The organism is Rummeliibacillus pycnus, assembly GCF_044359855.1.
Taxonomy (GTDB): Bacteria; Bacillota; Bacilli; order Bacillales_A; family Planococcaceae; genus Rummeliibacillus; species Rummeliibacillus pycnus_A.
Genome location: NZ_CP132291.1, coordinates 173,990 through 191,903 on the forward strand (window position 1 = coordinate 173,990; position 17,914 = coordinate 191,903).

Consider the following 17,914-nt stretch of genomic DNA (forward strand, 5'->3'; position numbering starts at 1 on the left):
AGCGATTATTATGGCATCCTTTTGGGGATGCCATTTTTGTTGGGGAAGGTTGAGAAATGATGAAAACAAGACTTTAATTATCAAGAACGCAAATACAATTTGAAAATTCGCAAGTAAGTGGAGTAAATTCGCAAGTAAATCATCGAAAGTCGCAAGTAAAAGTATGGAATTCGCAAGTAATTTGTTTTCATATATTAATAAAATCCATGAAATAAATGTCTAAAAAATATAAATTTCCATCTCACCATCAACAATCATCCATAAAACTATATAATTTCTTAGTGTTACTCTTACTGCTTATTTCAAATATGAACGGACTTTTTCTTCCTGAATAATTTCAATCGCATACCCCATAGCTTGTAGATGTTCAGCTTTCTTGAGCTTCGAACTTTTCTGACCTAATTCAGCTTTAGACCAGCTACTATTACTAACTACGAGAATATCTGTTTGTTTAGTTACGGTATTGCTAAACATCCCTCCGATTGCACGAATTTTTTTTGCAGCCATCGATCTTGTTAAACCTTCAAGTCCACCAGTAAAGACAATATGTTTTCCTTGAAAGTACGAAGGGGATGAAATGGATGTACCTTTCGATGAAATATTTTTTGCTGGATTGGTTAGTTCATGAAGAGAAAATCCTACAAAATTTTTTTCGAAGATCAAAACAAGGTGCGCAATGATTTCAGCACGTTCAAATTCTAGTGGTATGCCAAATAGATGTGCAAGAGTGGGTAATGAAAAATGATGTTCGTCTGTCATTTTATTTTTGGCAAATTGAAGGGTACAACCAAATTTGCAGTACGGAACAAGTTGATCAATAGACACACAGGATTCTTCTAAAACTGATTTGTCAAAATCACTATAGTATCCAATGACTATTTGATTTGTCAGCCAATCATTTAATACTGAATAAAATTCTTCAAATGTTGGTGAAAGTTGGACCATATCTTCGGTAATTCCGTGTTGTGATATATGAAATTCATCAAACGATTGCTTGGGGTTAATATATGTGAAAAGTGAATCGACAATCTCATTTTCTATGACTTTGACAAGTCCAATAGAACAAATACTATCTCTCCACTGATTTGCTGTTTCAATCTCTAATGCAATAAAATCCAAATGTCTTCCTCCTGAAATCTATATTATTTTTATTATATCAATATATTCGATTCATTGGAGGTGCATTTTTCCTTAAAATATCGCATATATTGAAATGACTAGGTACATTATTAAAATAGAGATAAAATGAAAGAAGTTAGGCTAAATAAAACGTGTTTTTTACAAGTAGACATTGATTAATTAAACTATTAAATATTGAGATAAACTGACGAGGTGTTAGCATGACTTACCAAAATAATTTTGAAAAGTGGCAGAAAAAAAAGGAGCTTCCAGAAGATTTACGATCAGATTTACATAAAATGGCTCATGACGAGTCGAAAAAAGAAGATGCATTCGGTAAAACTTTATCATTTGGAACAGGTGGGATGCGCAGTGAAATGGGTGCAGGAACAAATCGCTTAAACCTTTTTACCATTCGAAAAGCAACGAAGGGTGTTGCTGATTATATTCAGACTTTTGGTCATGAAAGGGCGAATCAAGGAGTAGTTATTTCCTTTGATGGTCGTCGGATGTCTAAAGAATTTGCAATCGAAACTGCTGCTACACTTGCAAGGAATGGCGTAAAAGCATATTTATTTGAAGATTCTCGTACAACGCCTCAGTTATCTTATTCAGTAAGAAGACTTCATACGTTTATGGGTGTGATGATTACAGCTAGCCATAATCCACCTGAATACAACGGCTATAAAGTATATGGAGAAGATGGGGCCCAATTGAATTTACAAGCTGCTGAAGAAGTAATCTCTTTTATAGAAAAAGTGGGGGACGAGCTTCAATTGTCAGCTAGCAATTTTGATGAATACGTAAAAAGTGGCGACATTCAAATCATCACAACAAAAGTTGATGAAGACTATTTTCATGAACTTTCAACGATTCTATTTGACGCCTCACTTTTCAATACAACGGATTTACAAGTTGTATTTTCACCGCTACATGGTGTTTCTGGATACACTGTTCAACAAATCTTCGAGCGTTTGCAATTCAAAGGATTGCATATTGTTCAGGAACAATTCAAGCCAAATGGCGAATTTCCAACTGTCATTTCTGCAAATCCTGAAGAAAAGTCTGCTTTTGAATACGCAATACGCGATGGGCTAAAAATCCAAGCAGATTTACTTCTTGCAATTGATCCGGATGGTGACAGATTGGGCGTTGCAGTAAAAGATGAAAATTCTTATCAACTATTAACGGGCAATCAAACGGGTGCAATCATTCTCTATTATTTGCTCTCACGTATGGAGGAATATGGTGTACTACCAGAAAACGGACGAATCATTAAAACAATAGTTACTTCTAATTTTGGAGAATCTATCGCCAATCATTTTGGTATCAGTACAGAAAATGTCCTTACAGGATTTAAATTCATCGGAGAAAAAATCGATCAGTACAATAAATCAGGTGCATACAAATTCCTTTTTGGATATGAGGAAAGTTACGGCTATTTAATCAAAGGCTTTGCAAGAGACAAAGATGCTAATCAAGCGATTCTTATATTAACGGAAGCAGCCGCCTATTACAAAAAACAAGGTAAATCACTTCTAGCCGTCTTACAAGTACTGTATAAAGAACATGGTTATTACAAAGAAGCACTTGTATCTATTACAAAAAAAGGAATTGAAGGCGCGAAGTTAATCAAAAATGCTTTAACAGAACTTCGTGATAATCCTTTAGAAAAAATTGGGGAATTACATGTAACCGAAATTCAAGATTATTTAAAACAAACGACTTCATATACTGACGGTCATCCAAGTGTTAAAATTTCGTTGCCAAAATCTAATGTCTTAAAATATACGCTTGAGGACGGTTCATGGGTCTGCGTTCGTCCTAGTGGCACAGAACCGAAAATTAAATATTATATCGGTGTGAAAAGTAAAACAGAGAAAGAATCGAATGAGCAGCTTGAAAAAGTGAAAAATGCAATGATTGAATTGATGGAGAGTAAATTGAAATAGTATAGTTAATTTAGCAAAAGGGCTATTCTTTAAAGTAGATTCATTGACTCTAAAGATAGTCCTTTTTACTTTATCAATAAAATTAAAATACACCTAAAGATTCAAGCCATTTACATATATGTAAGTTCAATCTGATAATATAGAATAGTAAATATCAAATGAAACAAATTGCAAGTAGTGAATATAAAGAATATTTTCGGATTTATTATTATTCAATAGAAAATGAGGTAGCATAATATGGTTCATATTCTATACATAGAAGATGAAAGTGAAATTGGTAATTGGGTAACAAAAGATTTAAAAGAAAGGGGCTATGATGTGACATGGCTAAAATCTGGAGAGAATGCTGAGGAATATCTAGCAACTGTGGATATTGCTATTTTAGATATAATGCTTCCAGGGCTAGATGGTTTTTCTATTGGTAAACGTATGAAAAGGGAAATGCAGAATTTCCCCATTTTGATGCTTTCTGCACGTACAGCAGTAGAGGATAAAATAGAAGGCCTAAGTTTTGCAGATGACTATTTAACAAAGCCATTTCATCCAGATGAACTCGCTGCACGAATCGATGTACTGTTACGAAGATTCCAAAAGAATGATGATATTTTAGAAATTCAACATCTAAAAATCTATACAAAAGATTTAAGAATCATTGATAAAAATAAAGAGGAAGAAATTCAATTAACAGGAAAACAATATTATTTATTTCAATATTTTATCCGCCATTTAAATCAAATCTTAACTAAAGAACAACTTTATGAAGGGGTATGGGGAGAAACCTATATTGAAGGCGATAAAACATTAATGGTGCATATTCGATATTTACGAGAAAAAATTGAAGAAAATCCAGGTAAGCCAATTATCATTGAAACAATTCGGGGAATTGGATACCGGGTGAAACAATGAAACAATTCTTTCGTTCTTTATTAGCAAAATATATGTTAATTATTTTGACGGCTATATTTATTGTTCAAATTGCCTATCTAGTTATCGCCTTTTTTATGGTCAAGATAGATCATCATATAGAGAATAGTAATAATAAAAGCCCAGAAGTAGTTGAAGCAAATTGGCATAGAGCTGCAAATAGTATTGAAAAAGATATAAATAAAAATATTTTCAGTCTTTTTGATAATTGGAAAGAGAAATATCCAGAAGCAACAATGTTTTGGATTGATCAGAACGGTGTTTTATCAGAAAAAGTAAATGTAAAACGTCAATTTCCGAATAAATGGGATTCATCTTATACAGCAAAATTTATGAAAGAAAGTTATGCTAATGATCCATTTACAGTTATTGCGTTTGTAGGAAAAGACAATTTCCATGGTTTTGTCGTTATACAAATCCCAAGAAAAACCTTTAATCCTCCTATGGTAAAGGTAAATGAAAAATATGGCACGATGTTAAGTATTGTTATGTTGGCTATTATTATTCTCTTTATCGCTATTTCCTTCATCTTCTTCAGAGGCATTCGAAAAAGATTGTTACATTTGCAAGGCGCAATGACAATTCGGGATGTCGATCAACTCCCAATTGAAATTGATCTGAAAAAGAAAGATGAAATTGGTCAGCTAGAACAAACGTTTAATCAAATGGTTATTGAGTTAAGAGAAAGTAAACAGCGTGAAAAGAAAGAAGAGCAATTAAGAAGAGAATTAATCGCAAACCTTTCACATGATTTACGAACACCTTTAACGAAAATACGTGCGCAAACTTATACAATTAGTAAGGAGAAGTTATCGCAAGAAGGAATAAATGCAGTAAAAGGATTAGAGAAATCTGTTTTGAATATAGATCATTTAATTGAAAACTTAATGTCATATACATTACTAATGGCAAGTAAATATAATTTTGATCCTTTAGAAGTAGATGTGGTTCGACAAGTGCGTGAGTGTATAGCTAGTTGGTATCCAGTATTTGAAAAAGAAGGATTTACTATTGATGTGGAATTACAATCTTTTAATAATCACCAATGGCATGTTGATCCAATTTGGCTAGAAAGAATTTTAGATAATTTATTTCAAAATGTCCTTCGCCACGCCAAGGATGGATTATTTATCAAAGTGAAAACCGTATCGACGACACAATACGATGCGATATTCATTACTGACCATGGTAGAGGTATGAACAACCAATCTAATGAAAAAGGAGCGGGAATTGGATTATCGATAGTAGATTTAATGATAAAAAATATGGATCTTGAATGGGATATTCAATCGACCATTGATGGTACAACGATTACTATTATGAATAACAACAAGATAAGGACATGATATAAAATGGTTGGAGTTATTTGGAATATGGTTATTTCTTAAAACGACAAGAAGGAAGTTTTAGATAAAGTCACAGAAGTATCTGAGTGAAATGCAGTATTTTCTACCAATAGGAGGCAAATATAATGAAAAATGAAATTCATATAAAGTTAATTGAGTCCAATTCGGAAGATAAGAATATATTAGAAAATTTATTTCAGTATTACTTACATGATTTGTCTGAGTATACGGAGAATCTTAGTTTAGAAAGTGATGGTAAGTTTGATAGTAGCGATGTAGAACTTTTTATCACACAAGACAATTTACTTCCAATAAAAATATTATTGAACGACGAAATAATTGGATTTATTTTCTTAATAAAAGGTAAAACAGTGGATTATGTTATCAATGATATGTTCATTTTAAGAAAGTTCCGTAGCAAAGGATTGGGAAAAGTAGTAACTAAAATTATTTTTGATCAATATAAAGGGTCATATGCTGTAATGCAATTAGTTAACAATAAACCAGCAATTACATTTTGGCATGCTATATATCACAATTCTCAGATTGAATATGAAGAAAATGAATTAGTTTCAGGTGAAGATCTATGTCTAATACAAAAGTTTAAGGTATAACAGCTAAGAAATAAAAATTCAAACATAAATGTTTCTTACATTAAATGAATTAAATATTCTCTGTTTATAGAGATGTTTTTCCTATTGTTCATTTATTCCAGCAATATATATTATTAAAGAAATAAGAGTGAACAACAATGGGAAGAAGAACCTGAAATTTATAAGGGTTTGGGAATAGGTAATCTGTTCCCAAACTTTCTTTATGTCTAATATGTACATTCGCTTTTTTTATATAGAGTCAAACAAATTTTTCGATATTGTAGTACCATCTTATCTTCAACTTAATTTCCTCCCTTGAGAAATCATTAGTTACTTTTGATTATCTACTCTCCGATAAAAAAGTTTTTCTGAATTGTAATTAACATATCAAGATACTTCAAATAAATATATACCTGAATTATTCACAGTAACTTCATGAGTTGTGGAATTTAGGGGAATTGATTGTTTTCTTTGTCTTAAAAGAATAAAGTGCTGATTTTACCTCTATGACTGTAGCTTCAGATTTCCGGATTGAAGAAGTGCTGTTTTTGGCAGTGTTGTTTTAACCTTAACAAAAATAGATTAATTTATTTTTCTAAATTTGTATACGTGGGTAGAAACTGCGAGACTCCAGCGGAAAAACAAGTAAGAGAGACCCCGGAGCGAACGCAGTGAGTGAGGAGGCTTTCTTGCTTGTCCGGGGAAAGGGAGTGGTTTCTACCAACCCCGTTCACAAACGTAATCTTTGAAAAAACATCTTCACTTATTTGATGTATAGCAAAAGTCGAATAAAGTCGATTATATCAGCTTTGTTCAGCTTTTGAAGAAATCTATGAATAATTTTGGATATAGTGATTTTTTAAACAAAATTTAAACTTACTACTAACCTGGTTTTAACCTTCATTTTCTAAGATAGAAAATGAGGTGAGAGACATGGAATATATAGTACACACAGAGAACTTATCAAAAACGTTTGGAAAAGAAGTAGCAGTTAATGGAGTAGAGTTGAAAATACCTAAAAAAGAAATATATGGATTTTTGGGGCCGAACGGAGCAGGAAAGACGACAACAATTCGTATGCTTTTAGGTTTAATGAAGCCTACTTCTGGGGACATCCACATTTTTGGGAAAGATTTAAAAAAAGATAGAATAGAGATATTACGGAAAGTCGGATCATTAGTTGAAAATCCATCTTACTATCCACATTTGACTGCATATGAAAATTTAGAGGCAATAAGAATAATTTTAGATGTACCGCCATCAAGAATTCATGAAGTATTAGAAATTGTGCGTTTAACAGAAGCGAGTAATAAAAAAGTAAAAGGTTTTTCACTAGGAATGAAGCAACGATTAGGGATTGCAGCAGCGTTGTTGCATAATCCCGAATTGTTAATCTTAGATGAACCAACGAATGGATTAGATCCATCAGGAATAATTGAAATGCGAGAACTAATTAAAAGCCTTCCAACCAAATTTGGTATAACAGTCCTTATATCAAGTCATTTATTATCTGAGATTGATCAAATGGCAACAACTGTAGGAATCGTAAATAAGGGAAAGCTAATCTTCCAAGATTCTATCGATGCAATGCGCTTATATGCACAGCAAAACGTATCGTTAACTGTAAGTGATGGTGAGAAAGCATGTAGATCATTACTAGCTAATGGAATAAAAGCTACATATAAGAATGACCATATTGAGCTATCTGATTGTTCAAATGAAAAAGTAGCACAAACTGTAGAAACTCTTGTTCATGACGGATTTTCTATATATCGAGTTGAAGAAGAAAAAAGATCATTAGAAGAAATCTTCCTTCAAATGACGAGGGGAGAGAAATGGGCATGATTCGAAATCTAATCGTGACAGATTTTCTTAAAATAAAGCGGAAAGGTTTTTGGTTTTTAACATTTCTAGGATCATTCGGTGTTGTTGCGATGCAAATGGTCAATTATGGTGTTCGAAAAGATTATCTTTTACAGCAAAGTGACGATGATTGGGGCTATTATTTAGACAATGTCAGTTCATTTACGCCGTTGGCTATTGTATTAGGAATTGCCATTTTAACATCTTTAATGGCAAGTCTGGAAGATGAAACAAATGCATGGAAACAGTTGATTGCATTACCAGTTACAAAAATTAATGTCTACTTATCCAAATTTACAGTTGTTTTTTGTTTGTTATTTTTATCATCTTTCTTATTAATGATCTTTACACTTGGATTTGGTGTTTTTCTTGATTTAGGAGATCCGATTCCATATATAAATATACTTAAATATAGTTTTTATCCAATCTTGGCTGCATTGCCAGTATTGGCGCTACAACTATGGATTGCAGTTGTTAGCCAAAATCAAGCAATTCCAATTACTACAGGAATAATAGGTACTATATTAGCCTTTGCAGGTTCTGCTTTACCAGATTGGATGATTTGGAAGTGGCCATCATTAATGAATGAATGGGAGAAACCAATCATAAATGTTGTGCTAGGAATTAGTGTTGGAATCGTCTTATATATTGTTGGAATGGTTGATTTTAATAGAAGGGACGTGAAATAAATGCTAGCTATTTTACAATCAGAATGGTTTAAATTACGCAAATCCAAAATAACAACCATCATTATAATAGGACCATTAATCGGGCTAATGACTGGTATTAATTCACCTCTTGAATTGAAGGTAAGTGAATGGGAACAGGCATTGTTATATATGAATTTAACATATGCATTACTATTTTTACCGCTTGTTACGGGTGTGCTGGCTAGTCTTATATGTAGATATGAACATCAAGCGGGGGGATGGAAACAACTTTTGGCACTACCTGTTTCAAGAGGGCAAGTATTTGTTGCTAAATATATTATTTTAATGTTAATTGTTTTGGTCATTCAAATTTTATATTTTTGTGCATTATTTGCAGTAGGTGCTATAAGAGGATTTAGTGAACCTTTTCCTATAGAAATTATCTGGAAATGTATTTTAGGGGGATGGGTTGCGACATTCCCATTAGTTGCTTTTCAATTATGGATGTCCATCATATTTAATAGTTTTGCATTACCATTTGCTATCAATGTGATCTTCACATTACCTTCAATATTGGCTATCAATTCAGAACGTGTCGGTCCCTATTATTTATGGGCACAACCCTTTTCGATGATGTATGTTGGTGGAGAAACAAGTGATGTATTTTACATTCCTTGGGAACAATTGATAACTGTTGTCGGAGGAGGATTTATATTGTTCTTTCTTTGTGGATACTTATATTTTCAAAGAAAAGCTGTATAGAAAACATATTACGATTTCAGAATATTATGTATAATTAATAGTGTTTAAATTATGTTTTTAATGACAGCGGGGGTGTAATGTTTGAAAACACGTGTAACAGAAATATTAGGGATTAAGTATCCAATCATTCAAGGAGGGCTTGCTTATTTAGCTTATGCGGAACTTGCTGCGGCTGTATCAAATGCGGGCGGTCTAGGTCAAATTACAGCTGCGACTTTAGGGACTCCTGAAAAACTTCGTGAAGAGATTCACAAGGTTCGAGCATTAACCAAAAATCCATTTGGTGTGAATTTTGCAATTTCAAGACATGATCGAAAATACGAAGATTTGTTGGAAGTGGCAATTGAAGAAAAGGTGCCTGCTATTTCGATTACAGGTGGTAACCCGAAACCGGTTCTTGAAAGAGTGAAGGATGAAGGCATAAAAACAATGGTGCTTATTTCTGGTGTTAGACAAGCACAAAAGGCGGAACAACTTGGTGCTGATATTGTCATGGCAGTTGGACAAGAGGGCGGAGGACATTTAGGCCGTGAAGATCTCGGTACTATAGTACTTGTACCAAGGGTAGCGGAATCTGTATCAATACCAGTTTTAGCTAGTGGTGGAATTGGCGATGGAAGGGGTTTGCTTGCCGCATTTGCACTTGGAGCAGAAGGGATTGAAATGGGCACTCGTTTCATAGCGACAAAAGAATGTGTACATGCAAATGATGTATATAAAGAAGCACTTATAAACGCAAAAGAAACAGATACAATTGTAATCGAGAGATCCTTAGGTACTCCTGGTCGTGCTTTAAAAACAGAATTTACTGAAGAAATTGTAATTCGTGAACAAAAAGAAGCTACCTATGAAGATTTAAAAGATTTGATTAGTGGGCGAGCGAATCGTAAATATATTTATGAAGGTAATATAAAAGAAGGTTTTGGATGGGCTGGTCAGGTTATGGGGCTGATCAATGATATACCTACTGTGCAGGAATTGTTTGATGAGATTATTCATAATGCAAATGAAGGAAGAAAAAGAATAAATAATATTTTATAAGTGAATCAATTTTTGCCTCTTCTATAGGAAGGGGCTTTTGTCTATTAAAATAATTATTGAATAAATAGTTTTAAATTATACAAAATTATGGTAATATTCTAATTATTATGTAAGGGGGAATAATTATGAAAAACATTATCGATATGAAAGAGAACAGAACTTTAAAAGGTAAACTTAGCGAATAATAAATAGTGCTCAATTATTCGCTTGAATAATAGGAGGAGCATAAATGTTAAATAAACAAGGTTTTAATTTATGGGCAAATGATTACGATCAAACAGTACAATTAAGTGAAGAAAGTAATCACTATCCATTTGCAGGATATAAAACGATTTTAAATACCATTTTCAATGAAATCATGCAAAAGAAACAATCCAAAGTATTGGATATAGGATTTGGTACAGCTGTGCTAACGAGTAAGCTCTATGAAGAGGGACACAGTATAGATGGTCTAGATTTTTCTTCAGAGATGATTAAAATTGCACAAGCTAAAATGCCGACTGCACGATTAATGGAGTGGGATATTTCGAAGGGATTCCCCATTTCATTAAAAAATAATAAGTATGACTTCATCATCAGCACATATACGTTACACCACTTATCAAATGAAGAAAAAATTTCTTTTATTAGAAACTTATTATCTTTGTTAGAAGAGGATGGGAAAATAATAATTGGTGATATCGCCTTCAAGACAAGGGAACAACTCGGAACTTGTAGAGAAGAAAGTAATAATTATTGGGACGAAGATGAATTTTATTTTGTTGAAGAAGAACTACATCCATTATTGAAAGAATTCTGCCAATGTGAGTTTCATCCGATATCACATTGCGGTGGTGTATTTATAATTACAAGACGGTAAAACTGAACAAACTGTAGGTAAACTTAAAGGTAAAAGTTTATTTACAGTTTTTTGACGTTGGCTTTGTTATATGAAATTTTGGAAGGCTGTAATTACAATGGAAAACAATCGCCTGCAGCAAATGATTGAATAATAACAGTTTTGTTAAACAAACAAGACTTAACTTTAACAACAGAATCCAATCGAATCTTTTTCATATTTATTGATGACAATGGAGAAAATAAAAAGAAATTAAATCAAATTATCATTTTATTGATGTAGGAGGGCCTGTGATGAATATAACGATTGAATGGGTATACAGGACACCAAAAGGAACCGAAACTTTATTTCGTTCAGACGAAATACCAGCAGAACAAGGATTGAAGATTGCTCAAGATTTGGAGAAAACGGGCCGTGCGAAGAGAATTACTTTTATCGATCAATTTGATAGCACTTGGACCATCAAAGAAATGAAAAGGTATTTAAAAGAAGTCGAAGGAGAACCTCATAATATTACCGTATATTTTGATGGTGGTTTTGACATAGGGACAGGCATCGCAGGATTAGGATGTGTTATTTACTTTGAAAAGAATGGGAAGCCATATCGTGTACGGAAAAATGCGCAAACATTTGGACTAAATTCAAATAACGAATCAGAATATGCAGCACTTCATTTAAGTATTGTTGAACTCGAACTCCTAAATGTAAAAACGATGCCAATCAGGTTTATCGGAGATTCTCAAGTAGTAATTAGTCAGATGAATGGTGATTGGGCAGTACTCGAACCTGAGTTAGCAAAGTGGGCTGACCGTATTGATGACAAGCTGAAAGAATTAGGAATTCAACCAGAGTACGAACATGTGTCACGAAAAATGAACACAGAAGCTGACCGTCTTGCAACACAAGCAATACATGGAATTGAAATTATTGCACAGGTTGAATTGATTCTTGAAAATGATTAACTTCTACAACTATTTTATACTAAGCACATGCTAATTACTCTTAAATATTCCTTTAAAATTTTTAATTTGACTTAATTGACCTATGTTTAATATTCGATTGAATGGGAATAATTTTAGTGTAAGGTCAAAAAGCTGAATATATGGAGGAATAGCATGAAAAAGAATGGTTTAATGGTAGTAATCCTAACTTTTGTTGCAGTCTTGGGTTTATCTGCTTGTGGTACCACTCACACAGGTAAGAACGAAGCAAATAAGAATGTAAACGTAGCGCCTGATGATAATATGAATACGCACGACAATACGTATCCAAGTACAACACCAGCGCCAACCACACCACCGGCACCAAACGCACCAGCACCAACTACACCAGATCATAATCTTACAAATGATCATACCGATATGAATAAATCGACTACAGGTATTGTTCCGACTGGCGTTAAAAAAGCGGTGAATCCTAAGTATCCTGATGGTAGTCAGGTAACCATCAATGCAAACCTTGTGGAGGGTATGAAGGGAGCAAAGGCTACTATTGTTGGCGCATATGACACAGTTGCTTATTCAGTATCATACACACCAGCAACAGGTGGAGCAGTGGTAAAAAATCACAAATGGGTAATTCAGGAAGAGATTCGAAGTGCTGATAATAAAACACTTCAACCAGGAGCTAAAGTAACACTTGAAGCTGACCATTTACCAGGTATGAAGGGAGCCATGGCTACTATTGATTCAGTAAAGAAAACAACAGTGTATATGGTGAACTATACACCAACTAATGGTGGAACTGAAGTGAAAAATTATCAATGGCTTATCGAAAGTGAATTATCACCGGTAAAGTAAAAGCAGTTTAATTTTCATTAGGGAAAACTCAATAATAAAAAACCTACATTCTGATTTAAAAGTCAAATGTAGGTTTTTATATTTCGAAAAATTTTACCCGTTTAAAGGGTCCGTTTGTAGCAGATCATCCAAATCTGGATATTAAAATGTGATTATAAACTTATCCATTAATTTTCCTCTTTCATTTTTCTGAGTAGTAGCCATTCGAAAAGTACAAAGAGAGCAATGGGTAAAATAATGCCAAGAACAACAAAAGTTTGGCTTTTACCATCTTGGAATAATACCTTCGTTTGAGGAATCCTTAATAATAAACCAAAAATTCCTAAAGTAATAACGAAAACAAGGCCTCCATAAAATTCTCGTTTCTTTTTGAATATTACATATACAACCGCCATGACTAAAATAGTAAGAATGGCAATCCAATCAAATGGGGCAGTGATTTTTACAATACCTTGTTTAGGAGTAAAAAGTTGAATAAGGAAAAATAAGCCGAATGGAATCATTGCCAATATCCATATTACGAAAAAATTAATTAATTTAGGTAATTTTATTTTTATATAAACACTCAGATGTAACAATTTAAAGATGCCATAAACCAATGCAACTGAAAAAATCCCATTCAACAATATAACAAATACATTTACTTGTAATGTTGGTGCTGTAAAACTACCGACAATGGTGTAAAACGTACTGATTAAAAAAATCCAACTACTTATTTTAAAAATCGATTTCCATGAAGGTTTATCAAATTGCTTTGTCAGTTGATCAACAACTTCTTTCGGATTTTTACCGAAATACTCTTCTGCCGATTCATCATGCTTTTGAGCTTCTAAAATATCTTGTAATATCGTCATTAATTGTCGTTCTGTTTCTAATTCATCATAGAAAATTCCAAATGTTCGCATATATAGTAGAATATCTTCATAGTACACTTTATTTTCTGGGGACAGCTGTTCTCTATACTTATTATTTTGTTTCACTAATTGTTTGGCTGCGTCATTTTTCAACCCATTCACTCTCCGTTCTTTTCTAAAATCCGATTCACTTTTACAATCAACGAACTCCATTGTTCTCTAAAACCTTCTAATTGTTGTTCTCCATCAGGCGTAATAAAGAAGTATTTTCGATTCGGTCCATCTGGGGAAGCGAGCTCCTTAGTTTTAATTAGCCCTTGTTTTTCTAGCTTTTGCATTAGAGGATAAATCGTTCCACCTACTATGGTTGTAAACCCATAATCGCGCATCATTTGTACAAGCTCATATCCATATACTGGTTGTTGTTTAATAATTGATAAAACACATCCTTCAAGTACACCTTTTAATAATTGCGTCTCCTTCATTTAATCACCTCACTACATAGTAATACATACTAGTTGAAAACACTGTATCATACATTCACTAGTTTGTAAAACATACTAGTTAGATGAGAGTTATATACTGGCTCAAGATAAAGTCAATCAAAAGCGGAGAAGTAATCAAACTTTGTTGTACTCAGCTAAAAAACACAAACATTTATGAAATTGATTCAAAACTATAAAAAATTTCTGTAAAAACAAACTTATACATATTGAGATTCGTTTAAAATACAAAGAAAGGAGTAGATGGAAAATTTGATAAATATTGTGGAATTAGAACGAATAATGAATCAGCATACAGAATCTTTATTACGCTTATCTTATTATTACGTAAAAGACTTACATATTGCAGAAGATATTGTTCAAGAATCTTTTATTAAATTTTATCAAGATAGAAACAGATATGAAGAACGTGGTGAGTTAAAGGCATATCTCTCCAAGATGGTTGTGAATAAAAGTAAAGATTATTTGAAAAGCTGGTCATACCGAAAAATCCAATTACAAAACAGGTTATTTAGTAAACACAGTCAAAAGAAAATGGACAATCTAATCAGAAAAGATGAAGAAACAATATTAGGAGAAGCTATTCTGAAGCTCCCCTTGAAGCAGAGAGAACCGCTTATTTATTATTATTTTGAAGAAATGTCTATTAAAGATATTTCTAGATTATTAGAAATTCCTGAGAGTACAGTGAAAACTAGAATTAGAAGAAGTAAACAACTTTTAAAAACACAACTTCAGAAATATGAATGGGAGGTGCTGTTAAATGAATAAAATTAATTTTGAAGACTTGAGTAATCTTACTAAAAGTAAAGAGAAAGTTGTGACAAATGTTTTGAGGCATATTGAAAATCAAACTACAAAAAAAGATAAAAGTAAATGGGGATACGGTATTTTAACTCTATTTGTAACTGGTTGTATGATTTTATTTATTTTCACCCAAATAATTGATTCCCGAAATCATACTGCAAATGAAGTTCCAATTTTAGAAAAAAATAATTTTGATATCAACTTAAAATTACAGTTGCAACAGAATACATTATCAAAAGATGAGTCTAAATATAAAGCATTCTATGATTCTTTACAGCTTGATGCAAATTATGCTTATGCATTAAATAAAGGGGTTGTATTAACTGAAAATGAGGTAAATAAAAAAGAAGAGGAATTTCTGAGGAATCTTGAAGAACTAAAGCAAGATCCAAAATGGAGAGAAGAATTTAGAGAATCACTTAAATTTTTAAAACTAACTGAACAACAAATGATCGATCAATATATAAAGCCACAAGCTATTAAAACTGCAGCTTTTGATCAGCTTATATCTAACCATTATAAGCAACATAAAGATGCTTACGAATTACACGTAAAAACTTCCTTAGAACAAGATGCAATGAATTATCTAAGTGAAAAATATTCTAAAAAGATAGCAAATCTTCAAGCAAAATATAATATCCCTAAAAAAACAAAAGAATTAGGTAATTTCTTAAAAATTGGTCTGGTTGTGGCAATTGAAGATGATAGATTTTTGGTTGTAAATAATGCTTCAGATGAAGAATTGGCACAATTATCTTCAGATAGGATAGTGAAGAAACATAAAAATGGAACATGGTTTCCAATGCATCATGTCAAACAAAAAATAAGGATTGGTGACAAAGTACAAGTCTCTTATAATCGAATTCAAGACACTTTTCCGGAAGTAGCTAACCTTGTAAGTATTAAATTATTAAACAACAAATAAATTTGAAATAAAGTAGAAATTAGAAAAATAAAATTTCTACTTTTTAAATTATGGAATACCATTATTTATAATCACTATTTTTTTAAACAATAAATCTCCTGTAATTCTCTAAAAGTTGATAGCGACCACTAAAGAAATCTTTCATATATTCAAATTATACTTTTTCCTTTTTATGGTGTTTGGATTACGATTAAAGGAGAAGAAAAGCCTAATTAGAGAGATGGTGGGGGAAATGAGATGGAATTCTCCAGAAAAATTACGTAAGTTGCTTTGTGAGCTTGTTAGTTGGGAAAGTCAAACATTAACTAAGGGAGAACAACAATTTTCAAGAAAGCTCTTAGCAAAATTGCAACAGCTTCAATTTTTTGAAGAACATCCAGATTATTTAAACTTTTGTGATGTGGATCATGGAAGACAAGTAGTTTCAGCTCTATATAAAAATTCAAATGCTAAGGATACAGTAGTATTGATCAGTCATTTTGATACTGTTCAAATTGAAGAGTATGGGGCATTAAAGCCATTAGCAACAATCCCAGAAGAACTAACAAAAGAACTTTTGTCTTCTCCAGATATGTTAAATGAATCTGCTAAAAAAGACTTAGAATCTGGAGATTACTTGTTTGGACGAGGCGTAATGGATATGAAAATGGGCCTTGCACTTCATATGCAAATGATAGAACGTGCGATTTCAGAAAAATGGCCTATCAATCTATTACTTGTAACGGTACCTGATGAAGAAGTAAACTCTGAAGGAATGCGTCAAGCAGTAAAACATATTAATGAATTACAAAATGATCTAGATTTAGATATCGTATTATTTTTGAATAGCGAACCTTCTTTTTCACAAGACCCAACAGATTTACAGGAATATATTTATTCAGGGACAATTGGGAAAATCATGCCGTCAGCATTATTTTATGGAAAGGAAACACATGTAGGAGAACCGTTGAAAGGAATGACGGCACCATATATGAGTGCTTTTCTTACAATGGAAATGGAGTGGAATGATAAATTTATAGAGAGTGAATATGGAGAGGTTACACCACTACCTGTTTCCTTGCAGCTAAAAGATTTAAAAGACCAATACTCAACTCAAACACCCTATAGAGCAGTTGCGATGTACAATGTTTTCTTAATGAAACGAAGTGCTGAAGAGATTATGTCAATTTTTGAAGATGTAGCAAAAGAAGCGATGACAAAATGTCAATCACGTTGTGATGATGTTTGTAAAAGACAAGGAATAACAGGCGTAGGGAAAATCCGAGTGCTCCGGTTTGCAGAATTACACGATCATGCAGTGAAAAAGCTGGGGAGCGAAAAAGTAACTGAGTTGACAGCAAGTGTAATTGCAAATAAAGCTTTAGATGATCGTGAAATGTCTTTACGAATAGCGGATCAATTGATGATACATTGCCAAGAATTGGCTCCTGCAGTTGTACTTCTTTTTGCACCACCATATTATCCAGCTGCGAATTCATCAGACAATCCATTAATACAAGGTGCCATCTCTTTACTTCTTGAAGAATCTAAGAAATATAATATACCACTACAACAAATTCATTATTTTAATGGGATTTGCGATCTGAGTTATTGCCAATTCCATGCTGATAAGGATTGGCAAACATATGAAAAAAACACACCAGTATGGGGCAAAACATATGATATTCCATTCCAGGAAATGGCGCAGTTTTCAGCACCAGTATTAAATGTAGGACCATTTGGCAAAGATGCACACCAAATTTCAGAGCGGTTACATGTAAAAAGTGGATTTGAGGAAATGCCAGAATTACTTTATGAATTGTTGAAATTTGTTAGCGGAAAATCAAAAGTTACAGAATAAAAGTTGAATACTCAATAATAAAATGATAATGGAAACTTTCTTCAAATCCAATTTGAATTTGTTAATAGCAAAAAATGATGGGAAACATTATTGAATTC

Annotated in this window: 17 protein-coding genes; 14 read left to right on the forward strand and 3 right to left on the reverse strand. The window is 32.7% G+C overall.

Features of this window, described 5'->3' with window-relative positions; all coding sequences use genetic code 11:
• Window positions 1-297: 297 nt before the first annotated feature.
• Window positions 298-1,119 (reverse strand): exonuclease domain-containing protein, encoded by an 822-nt coding sequence (locus Q8X41_RS00800; RefSeq protein WP_397538372.1) that lies wholly within the window; start codon window positions 1,117-1,119, stop codon window positions 298-300.
• A 221-nt stretch (window positions 1,120-1,340) separates the two neighbouring features.
• Between Q8X41_RS00800 and Q8X41_RS00805 the strand changes: the two genes are divergently transcribed.
• The 11 genes from Q8X41_RS00805 to Q8X41_RS00855 all read left to right on the forward strand — a co-directional run bounded on the left by Q8X41_RS00805 (window position 1,341) and on the right by Q8X41_RS00855 (window position 12,887).
• A complete protein-coding gene (locus Q8X41_RS00805; protein WP_397538373.1) occupies window positions 1,341-3,071 on the forward strand; it encodes a phospho-sugar mutase in 1,731 nt (576 codons plus the stop codon).
• 237 nt (window positions 3,072-3,308) lie between these two features.
• Window positions 3,309-3,977, forward strand: a complete 669-nt coding sequence (locus tag Q8X41_RS00810) for a response regulator transcription factor (RefSeq protein WP_397538374.1) — start codon at window positions 3,309-3,311, stop codon at window positions 3,975-3,977.
• Window positions 3,974-5,341, forward strand: a complete 1,368-nt coding sequence (locus Q8X41_RS00815) for a histidine kinase dimerization/phospho-acceptor domain-containing protein (RefSeq protein WP_397538375.1) — start codon at window positions 3,974-3,976, stop codon at window positions 5,339-5,341. Before Q8X41_RS00810 ends, Q8X41_RS00815 begins: the two co-directional genes overlap by 4 nt.
• A gap of 125 nt (window positions 5,342-5,466) precedes the next feature.
• Window positions 5,467-5,955 (forward strand): GNAT family N-acetyltransferase, encoded by a 489-nt coding sequence (locus Q8X41_RS00820; RefSeq protein WP_397538376.1) that lies wholly within the window; start codon window positions 5,467-5,469, stop codon window positions 5,953-5,955.
• Window positions 5,956-6,867: 912 nt separating this feature from the next.
• Window positions 6,868-7,779, forward strand: a complete 912-nt coding sequence (locus tag Q8X41_RS00825) for an ABC transporter ATP-binding protein (RefSeq protein WP_397538377.1) — start codon at window positions 6,868-6,870, stop codon at window positions 7,777-7,779.
• Window positions 7,776-8,486, forward strand: coding sequence for an ABC transporter permease (locus Q8X41_RS00830; protein ID WP_397540172.1), 711 nt, complete (start codon window positions 7,776-7,778; stop codon window positions 8,484-8,486). The genes Q8X41_RS00825 and Q8X41_RS00830 overlap by 4 nt, the downstream gene beginning before the upstream one ends.
• A complete protein-coding gene (locus Q8X41_RS00835; protein ID WP_397538378.1) occupies window positions 8,487-9,209 on the forward strand; it encodes an ABC transporter permease in 723 nt (240 codons plus the stop codon). It begins immediately after the preceding gene.
• Window positions 9,210-9,290: 81 nt separating this feature from the next.
• Window positions 9,291-10,250 carry an NAD(P)H-dependent flavin oxidoreductase gene (locus Q8X41_RS00840; protein WP_397538379.1) on the forward strand — a complete coding sequence of 320 codons (960 nt, stop codon included), beginning with the start codon at window positions 9,291-9,293 and terminating at the stop codon, window positions 10,248-10,250.
• A 229-nt stretch (window positions 10,251-10,479) separates the two neighbouring features.
• A complete protein-coding gene (locus tag Q8X41_RS00845) occupies window positions 10,480-11,109 on the forward strand; it encodes a class I SAM-dependent methyltransferase (RefSeq protein WP_397538380.1) in 630 nt (209 codons plus the stop codon).
• Between the two features lie 272 nt (window positions 11,110-11,381).
• Entirely contained in the window at window positions 11,382-12,050 is a 669-nt protein-coding gene (locus Q8X41_RS00850; protein ID WP_397538381.1) for a reverse transcriptase-like protein, read from the forward strand.
• A gap of 153 nt (window positions 12,051-12,203) precedes the next feature.
• Window positions 12,204-12,887, forward strand: a complete 684-nt coding sequence (locus Q8X41_RS00855; RefSeq protein ID WP_397538382.1) for a YdhK family protein — start codon at window positions 12,204-12,206, stop codon at window positions 12,885-12,887.
• Window positions 12,888-13,054: 167 nt separating this feature from the next.
• Here Q8X41_RS00855 and Q8X41_RS00860 read toward each other — a convergent pair whose 3' ends face one another.
• Window positions 13,055-13,894, reverse strand: coding sequence for a DUF1129 domain-containing protein (locus tag Q8X41_RS00860; RefSeq protein ID WP_397538383.1), 840 nt, complete (start codon window positions 13,892-13,894; stop codon window positions 13,055-13,057).
• A gap of 5 nt (window positions 13,895-13,899) precedes the next feature.
• On the reverse strand, window positions 13,900-14,226 hold the full coding sequence (locus Q8X41_RS00865; protein ID WP_397538384.1) for a PadR family transcriptional regulator: 327 nt from the start codon (window positions 14,224-14,226) through the stop codon (window positions 13,900-13,902).
• A 261-nt stretch (window positions 14,227-14,487) separates the two neighbouring features.
• Between Q8X41_RS00865 and Q8X41_RS00870 the strand changes: the two genes are divergently transcribed.
• The 3 genes from Q8X41_RS00870 (at window position 14,488) to Q8X41_RS00880 (ending at window position 17,816) form a co-directional block, all read left to right on the forward strand.
• Window positions 14,488-15,015 (forward strand): sigma-70 family RNA polymerase sigma factor, encoded by a 528-nt coding sequence (locus Q8X41_RS00870; protein ID WP_397538385.1) that lies wholly within the window; start codon window positions 14,488-14,490, stop codon window positions 15,013-15,015.
• Window positions 15,008-15,976 carry a DUF3221 domain-containing protein gene (locus tag Q8X41_RS00875; protein WP_397538386.1) on the forward strand — a complete coding sequence of 323 codons (969 nt, stop codon included), beginning with the start codon at window positions 15,008-15,010 and terminating at the stop codon, window positions 15,974-15,976. The genes Q8X41_RS00870 and Q8X41_RS00875 overlap by 8 nt, the downstream gene beginning before the upstream one ends.
• A 232-nt stretch (window positions 15,977-16,208) precedes the next feature.
• Window positions 16,209-17,816 (forward strand): M20/M25/M40 family metallo-hydrolase, encoded by a 1,608-nt coding sequence (locus Q8X41_RS00880; protein WP_397538387.1) that lies wholly within the window; start codon window positions 16,209-16,211, stop codon window positions 17,814-17,816.
• Window positions 17,817-17,914: the final 98 nt, after the last annotated feature.

What these genes read in the sequence shown, in the direction of transcription:
- Q8X41_RS00830 (WP_397540172.1), top strand. Translation starts at nt 7,776, where the DNA reads ATGATTCGAAATCTAATCGTGACAGATTTTCTTAAAATAAAGCGGAAA.
- Q8X41_RS00835 (WP_397538378.1), top strand. Translation starts at nt 8,487, where the DNA reads ATGCTAGCTATTTTACAATCAGAATGGTTTAAATTACGCAAATCCAAA.
- Q8X41_RS00805 (WP_397538373.1), top strand. Translation starts at nt 1,341, where the DNA reads ATGACTTACCAAAATAATTTTGAAAAGTGGCAGAAAAAAAAGGAGCTT.
- Q8X41_RS00845 (WP_397538380.1), top strand. Translation starts at nt 10,480, where the DNA reads ATGTTAAATAAACAAGGTTTTAATTTATGGGCAAATGATTACGATCAA.
- Q8X41_RS00820 (WP_397538376.1), top strand. Translation starts at nt 5,467, where the DNA reads ATGAAAAATGAAATTCATATAAAGTTAATTGAGTCCAATTCGGAAGAT.
- Q8X41_RS00865 (WP_397538384.1), bottom strand. Translation starts at nt 14,226, where the DNA reads ATGAAGGAGACGCAATTATTAAAAGGTGTACTTGAAGGATGTGTTTTA.
- Q8X41_RS00880 (WP_397538387.1), top strand. Translation starts at nt 16,209, where the DNA reads ATGAGATGGAATTCTCCAGAAAAATTACGTAAGTTGCTTTGTGAGCTT.
- Q8X41_RS00875 (WP_397538386.1), top strand. Translation starts at nt 15,008, where the DNA reads ATGAATAAAATTAATTTTGAAGACTTGAGTAATCTTACTAAAAGTAAA.
- Q8X41_RS00815 (WP_397538375.1), top strand. Translation starts at nt 3,974, where the DNA reads ATGAAACAATTCTTTCGTTCTTTATTAGCAAAATATATGTTAATTATT.
- Q8X41_RS00855 (WP_397538382.1), top strand. Translation starts at nt 12,204, where the DNA reads ATGAAAAAGAATGGTTTAATGGTAGTAATCCTAACTTTTGTTGCAGTC.
- Q8X41_RS00810 (WP_397538374.1), top strand. Translation starts at nt 3,309, where the DNA reads ATGGTTCATATTCTATACATAGAAGATGAAAGTGAAATTGGTAATTGG.
- Q8X41_RS00825 (WP_397538377.1), top strand. Translation starts at nt 6,868, where the DNA reads ATGGAATATATAGTACACACAGAGAACTTATCAAAAACGTTTGGAAAA.
- Q8X41_RS00870 (WP_397538385.1), top strand. Translation starts at nt 14,488, where the DNA reads ATGGAAAATTTGATAAATATTGTGGAATTAGAACGAATAATGAATCAG.
- Q8X41_RS00850 (WP_397538381.1), top strand. Translation starts at nt 11,382, where the DNA reads ATGAATATAACGATTGAATGGGTATACAGGACACCAAAAGGAACCGAA.